The sequence below is a fragment of the Deferrisoma sp. genome, from assembly GCF_054681715.1.
This window is the reverse complement of the sequence record NZ_BAAHFQ010000197.1, coordinates 1-4912: the sequence shown is the minus strand read 5'-3', so window position 1 is coordinate 4912 and position 4912 is coordinate 1. Positions and strand designations below refer to the sequence as shown.

Annotated in this window: 5 protein-coding genes; all 5 read right to left on the bottom strand. The window is 72.0% G+C overall.

Annotated features, from left to right (window positions below; genetic code table 11):
* Window positions 1-581, bottom strand: a 581-nt coding sequence (locus ACY0I8_RS16340) for an ABC transporter ATP-binding protein (protein ID WP_461395596.1), incomplete at its 3' end; no start/stop codon positions are given.
* Window positions 578-1573 carry a FecCD family ABC transporter permease gene (locus tag ACY0I8_RS16335; protein WP_461395595.1) on the bottom strand — a complete coding sequence of 332 codons (996 nt, stop codon included), beginning with the start codon at window positions 1571-1573 and terminating at the stop codon, window positions 578-580. The genes ACY0I8_RS16335 and ACY0I8_RS16340, both read right to left, overlap by 4 nt.
* Complete coding sequence (locus ACY0I8_RS16330) at window positions 1570-2469, bottom strand: ABC transporter substrate-binding protein (protein WP_461395594.1); 900 nt, start codon at window positions 2467-2469, stop codon at window positions 1570-1572. Before ACY0I8_RS16330 ends, ACY0I8_RS16335 begins: the two co-directional genes overlap by 4 nt.
* Before the next feature lie 61 nt (window positions 2470-2530).
* Window positions 2531-3667, bottom strand: coding sequence for a YncE family protein (locus tag ACY0I8_RS16325; RefSeq protein WP_461395593.1), 1137 nt, complete (start codon window positions 3665-3667; stop codon window positions 2531-2533).
* A 30-nt stretch (window positions 3668-3697) separates the two neighbouring features.
* On the bottom strand, window positions 3698-4912 hold a 1215-nt coding region (locus ACY0I8_RS16320; protein WP_461395592.1), incomplete at its 5' end, for a TonB-dependent receptor domain-containing protein.

Genomic DNA, 4912 nt, shown 5'->3' with positions numbered 1-4912 from the left:
TGCACGATGGTCCGGTCCTCCTCGCGGTGGAGCCGCACCAGGAGCTCGGCGATGCCGAGCCGGTGACGAATGTCCAGGTGGCTGGTGGCCTCGTCCAGCAGCAGGATCGGGGTCTCCTGGGCGAGCGCCCGGGCCAGCACCACCCGCTGGAGCTCCCCCCCGCTCAGCCGGGTGACGGGCCGGCGGGCGAGGTGCAGGGTATCGGTCATCGCCAGGGCCCTGTCCACCGCGGCCCGGTCGCCTCGTCGCCGCCCTCCGATCCCCGGGGCGCGGGCGAAGCGGCCCATGGCCACGAACTCCCACGCCGTGTACGGAAACGGTGCGGCCGTGGCCTGGGGCACCACGGCGATCCAGCGGGCCAGATCCCGCCGCCGGTACCGGTGCACGGGCCGTCCGTCGAGCCGCACCCGCCCCGCTTCCGGCACGAGCGCCCCGCGCATCAGGCGCAGCAGGGTGGACTTGCCGCACCCGTTGGGGCCCAGTACGCCCAGGATCTCGCCCCGCCGCACCTCCAGGCTCAACCCGCGGAGCACCGGCGGGCCGTTCCCGAACCGGAACGTGAGCTCCCCGATCCGGATCACGCCCCCCCCTCCTTCTGGCGCAGCAGGTACAGGAAGAACGGTGCGCCCACCAGGGCCGTAACCACGCCCACCGGGATCTCGGCCGGCGCGAGCACCGTGCGGGCCACGGCGTCGGCCCCGAGCAGGAACGCGGAGCCCAGAAGCGTGGAGGCGGGCAGGAGCCGCCGGTGCCCCGGGCCCCACACCAGACGCACGGCGTGGGGCACCACCAACCCCACGAACCCCACCAGTCCGGCCAAGGCCACGGCCGCGGCGGTGAGCCCCCCGGCCGCTCCGAGCAGCAGCAACCGCGCCCGTCCCACGTCCAGGCCCAGATCGGCCGCGGTCTCCTCCCCCTGGGTCAGCAGGTCCAGGGCCGGGGCCTGGAGCCACAGGACCAGGAAGGCGGCTCCGGCCCACAGCCCTGCCGCCGGAAGCCACCCGGGCGAGGCCCCCGAGAGGTCCCCGGCCAGCCAGAAGATCGCGGTACGCACGGGGTCGGACGGCGCGGTCCAGAGCAGCAACAGGAGCAGGGCCGAGCAGAAGCTGCCCACCATCACGCCCGACAGGATCAGGGTGTGGGGCGAGCCCCGGTGGGCCCGGGCCACCACGTACACGAACCCAAGCGCCCCTGCCGCGCCCAGGAACGCCGCCGCGGGCACGGCCAGGGGCGAGGCCAGGCCCAGGGACAGCGCGGCCACGGCCCCCAGGGCCGCGCCTCCGGACACCCCCAGGATGTACGGGTCGGCCAGGGGGTTGCGCAACAGCCCCTGGAACGCCCCGCCGGCCGCGCCCAGCCCCGCTCCTACCAGGGCGGCCAGGGCCGCCCTGGGCAGCCGCACCCGGAGCACGATCGCGGCGTGGGTGGGGTCGGCGCGGCCGTTGCCCAGCAGGATGCCGGCGATCTCCCCCCACGGGAGCCGGAGCGACCCGGCCCACAGGGAGAACCCGAAGGCGAGAAGGAGCATCACGGTGAGCACCACGCCCCAGTGCCACCGTGGTGGAGCCCTCACGGGCTTTCCTCCGGGAACGCACCCGGGTGGATGGCGCGGGCCAGGGCCCGTAAGCCCCGGGCGAGCCGCAGCCCGGGGCGGTGGATCCAATCGGCCGGGATCTCGACCACCCGGCCGGCGGCCACGGCCTTGAGCTCGGGCCACCGGTCGAACAGCCGGCCGGGGGCGGGCTGGCCCGGATGGGGCGACACCACTACCACGTCCGGGTCGGCCGCCAGCAGGGACTCGGGGCCCCACGTGGGATACCGCGACGGTCCGGCGGGCACCACGTTGCGGCCCCCGGCCGTTTCGATGAGGTCGTGGGCCAGGGTGCCGGGGCCGGCCACCACCAGGGGCTCGACCATGACGCACAAGAGCACGCCGGGCCGGGGAAGATCCCGCACCCGGCTGCGGACCCCCGCCGTGGCGCGCTCCAGGTCGGCCGCGAGCCGCTCGCCCGCCCGGGCAGCCCCCACCACCCGGCCGAGCCGCCGGAGCATCGCCGCGGTGCCGGAGAGGCTCCGGGGATACACCACGTACACCGGGATCCCCAGGCCCGCGAGCCGATCGATCAGCACGGGCGGGGTGGCGTCGGCCGACGCCAGCACCAGATCGGACGCCAGGGCCACGACGGCCTCCAGGCTGGCGTCTGCGTAGCCGCCCACCTTGGGCTTGGATCGGGCCTCGGCCGGAAAGGTGCAGAACCGGGTGACCCCGGCCACCCGGTCCTGCACGCCCAAGGCGTAGAGCACCTCGGTCACGCTGGGCACGAGCGAAACGATCCTCTGGGGCCGGTCCGGCACCTCGACCCGGCGGCCGAGCGCGTCGGTCCACACGGCCGCGTGGGCGGCGGGCGAGCCCAGCGCGAGCGCCAGGGCGAGGACGCGAACTCTCCGGCCAAGGGTCCGACAGCTCAACGGAAGTCCCTCTCCTATGCTCTGGCCGCCCCCGCGGGGGGGCGGCCGGGGGATGGGCCGATCAGAACACCGCGATGGCGTTGGGCGGCAGGCCGACGTCCACCGGGCTGCCCGCCACCTCCTGGTCGGTGGCGGTGTCATAGATGCGAACGCCCGGGCTGGTGGTGTCCCGCTCGGGCGCCAGGAGCCGACCCCGTCCGTCCAGGGCAAGGCTCGGGATGAAGGCGCCGGACAGACCCAACGTGCCCCGTTTCTGCCACGATCCGCCGATCCTCTCCACCACGGCCACGTCGTTGGCCCACGAGGGGTCGGTGACCACCACGTAGGCCTTGGAGCCCCCCGCCACGGCGAGGGCTCCCACGTCGCCGCCCAGGTCCCCCTCGGTCACGAGGAACCCTTCGGCCTCGTACGTGGCCGGGTCCACCGTCTCCAGCCCCCCGTCCTGGGCGCCGTAGCTCCCGGTCTCCGAGACCACGATCTTGCCAAGGGTCTCGTCGTAGACCATGAACTGCGGGTTCGTGCCGGTCAGCACGATCGGGTCCGTCGTGCCGGGCGTGGAGGGGTCCACGTCGACGATTTGGTCCGTGGCCGTGTCGATCACCACCAGGTACGATGCTTCGGTGGGCGCGAACCAGTTGCCCCGATCCAGCCTCTGCAGGGCCACAAACAGCTCCCCGCCCACGATCGCCATGGCCGAGGCCTCCGGAAGGCCATCGGCGTCGGCAAACCCGCTTAGGTCCACCCGGCCGACCTCCTGGCCGGTGGCCGGGTTCACGATCAGGAGGTAGTCGGCGCCGTACAGGCTCACGTAGGACTTGGCGTCGCTCGCAAACGCCATGGCGTGGGGGTTCGTGCCGTTGCCGGTGCTGAACTGGGCAACCGGAACGGTCAGATCCGGCGGATCCAGCACCGTGATGTTGTCGAACCCCATCCGGTTGATCACGTAGATCCTGCCTCCGTAGGCCGTGACGGCGTTGTCGCTCTCCACGATGCCGTTTCCTTGGAACGTTTTGGCCGCGAGGGTGTCGAGGTCGATCGTGGCGTACCCCCCGGTGGTGTAGTCGGTGGTGGTCACGAACACCGAGCCGGGCAGGGCCGGGGCCGCGGCGTCCGAGTCGCCGGAGCTTCCGCCACAGCCGGCCAGCAGCAGGCAGGCCGCGGCCAGGAACATCGCAGAGCATTGGATGGTGTACCCCATGGTCTTCTCCTCCTTCTTGGGGGGACGGGGTCAGAGTTGGCCAGAGACCGTGACGTAGTAGCTGCGGCCGGGCAGCGGGAACCCGAGGGCGTCCGACACCCGCTCGTCGGTGAGGTTCTTGGCCTCGAACGTGATCGTCAGGTTCCGGCCGGGTTGCACCGACAGCCCCAGGCTGTGGATGCGGCGGATATCCGCCCTCTCGAAATTGGCCGCGTCCAGGTAGTTGCCGGAGGTCCACGAGAACTCGTGGAACGCTTTCAGCCCCAGGGGTAGGAGCAGTTCGAGCCGGTTGAACAGCTCGTGCTCGGGCCGGCCCGGGAGCTGGTTGCCCCGGTAGTACGGGATGTCGCTGGTGTTCTCGGTGTGCTGGAACGTGTAGTTGCCCGTCACCACCAAGGAGGGTTGAGCCACCTCGAGGCTCCAGGCGGTTTCCACGCCCCACACCCAGGCGCTCGACACGTTCGTGGCCCGCACGGTGCGCTGGGAGGTCTGTTCGAACAGGATCAGGTCGTCGGTGCGGCTCTGGAAATAGGCGGCCTCCAGATGCACCCGGCCGGCCGGCCAAACCGGATCCAGCGAAACCCCCAGGTCCCAGTTGACCCCGCGCTCGGGCACCAACTCGGGGTTGCCGATCACGGTGCCCCGATCCCCGAACAGCTCGGTCAAGGTGGGGAACCGGTAGGCCCGGGCCATGTTGGCCCGGACCTTGATCCAGGGGCGGGGTTGGGAGGAGAGCCCCACCCGGTAGGTCCAGTACCCCCGGTCGTCCGGGGAGGGGAGTTCCTTCCAGGAGAACGGCGACCGGCCGCCGAACTCGTGGTCGAGGAAGGTGTAGAGCACCTGGGGCACCAGCACGAGGCGGTCGTCCAGGAGATACACCTCGTCCTCGACCCCGGCCTGGTACGTGGTGCGCTCCTGGGTGTCGCCCTGGGACGGCTCGGCGAGTTCGTCCCGGGACCCGGCCCGCTCGTTTCGGTAGGCCCCTAAAAAGGACAGCACATGGGCCTCGCCCCAGTACCAGGTGAGGATCCCCTCCCCGCCCCAGGCCGCGGTCTCGTTCACATTGTCCTGACGCCCCACCCCGATCTCGCCCAGCGGGTCCAGGAAGGCGGTGGTCTCATCGATCCGGTGCAGGAACAGCTCCGCGCCCAGGTTCTCGGAGAGGAAGGCATCCCGCACGGCCCGCACCGACAGCACGTTGCGATAGGTGCGAAGGCGCGCCGTGTCCGATTGGTTTGAGCCGAT

What these genes read in the sequence shown, in the direction of transcription:
- ACY0I8_RS16325 (WP_461395593.1), bottom strand. Translation starts at nt 3,667, where the DNA reads ATGGGGTACACCATCCAATGCTCTGCGATGTTCCTGGCCGCGGCCTGC.